Source organism: Streptomyces sp. NPDC054841, assembly GCF_053611045.1.
The window spans coordinates 1-1,532 of the sequence record NZ_JBSGZO010000882.1; the positions used below are offsets into that span (position 1 = coordinate 1).

A 1,532-nucleotide genomic window follows, 5' to 3' on the forward strand; every position below is an offset into this window, starting at 1 on the left:
CCTTCGGCGTACCCCGGACGGCGAGATAGATGGCGAAAGAATCTGTTTTGCCGTCCATTTGCGTGCTCAGGGGACTGCATCTGAACGCCGACGGTGTTTACGTGGTGTTGGGCATTTCCGGTAACAGACATCACGGAGGTGTGCGCCATGGCCGATGCCGCTTCGCGGCTCACCACTCTCGCCGAGGAACTCACGGGAGCACCGCTCCCGGTCCGTATCCGCGCCTGGGACGGCAGTGAATCGGGGCCCCCCGACGCTCCCGTCCTCGTCATCCGGCACCGCCGCGCCCTGCGCAGGCTGCTGTGGAAACCGGGTGAACTCGGCCTGGCCCGCGGCTGGGTCGCCGGGGAGATCGACGTCGAAGGGGATCTGTACGAGGCCCTCGACCGGCTCGCGGGCCTGATCTGGGAACGTACGGCACCCGCCACGGGAGGCTCGCGGCCGGAGGCCGCCCGACTGGCACAGTCGCTGCGCGACCCACAGCTGCGCGAAGCCGCCCGGGAGCTGCTGCGGCTGGCGGGCCGCCGCGCCTGGCTCCCGCCGGCCCCGCCCCCCGAGGAGGTACGCAAGCGCCGCGGCCCGCTGCACACCAAGGTGCGCGACCGGCAGGCGATCAGTCACCACTACGACGTGGGCAACGACTTCTACGAGCAGGTGCTCGGCCCCTCGATGGTCTACTCGTGCGCGTACTGGGAGGACGGCGGCAGTCTCGCGGACGCCCAGCGCGACAAGCTCGACCTGGTCTGCCGCAAGCTGGCGCTCAGGGAGGGGGACCGGCTGCTGGACGTGGGCTGCGGCTGGGGCTCGATGGCCATGCACGCGGCCAGGGAGTACGGCGCCCAGGTCACCGGTATCACGCTCTCGCGCGAGCAGGCGGCGTACGCCCGTAAGCGGATCGCGGAGGAGGGCCTGGCCGACCGGATCGAGATCCGCGTCCAGGACTACCGGGACGTCAGAGACGCCCCGTTCGACGCGATCTCGTCCATCGGCATGGCCGAACACGTCGGCTCCGTCCGCTACCGGGAGTACGCCGACGTCCTGCACGCGCTCCTGGTGCCGGGCGGCCGGCTGCTGAACCACCAGATCGCGCGCCGCCCGGAGGAGGACGAAGCGGCGTACCAGGTGGACGACTTCATCGACGCGTACGTGTTCCCGGACGGGGAGCTGGCGCCGCTCGGCAGGACCGTCTCGATCCTGGAGGAGGCCGGCTTCGAGGCCCGGGACGTCGAGTCGATCCGCGAGCACTACGCCCGCACGCTGCGCGCCTGGGTGGCGAATCTGGAGGCGGACTGGAAGGGGGCGGTACGCCGCACCTCACCGGGCCGTGCGCGTATCTGGCGGCTCTACATGGCGGCGTCGGCGCTCGCCTTCGAGCGCAACCGGATCGGGGTCAACCAGATCCTGGCGGTGCGGACGCCGGAGTCGGGCGACTCGGGAATGCCGCTGCGGTCCCGTAAGTGGAGTGAGTCCGACCGGCGTTGATACGTTCGGGCCGGACCTGGCCGGGCGGGGTGCGCACCTGGTGTGCGCAC

General features: G+C 70.9%; 1 protein-coding gene. It reads left to right on the forward strand.

The genetic code is table 11. The features are described from left to right. Window positions 1-147 precede the first annotated feature (147 nt). Window positions 148-1,482, forward strand: coding sequence for a class I SAM-dependent methyltransferase (locus ACWGI8_RS44165; protein WP_453669250.1), 1,335 nt, complete (start codon window positions 148-150; stop codon window positions 1,480-1,482). Window positions 1,483-1,532: the final 50 nt, after the last annotated feature.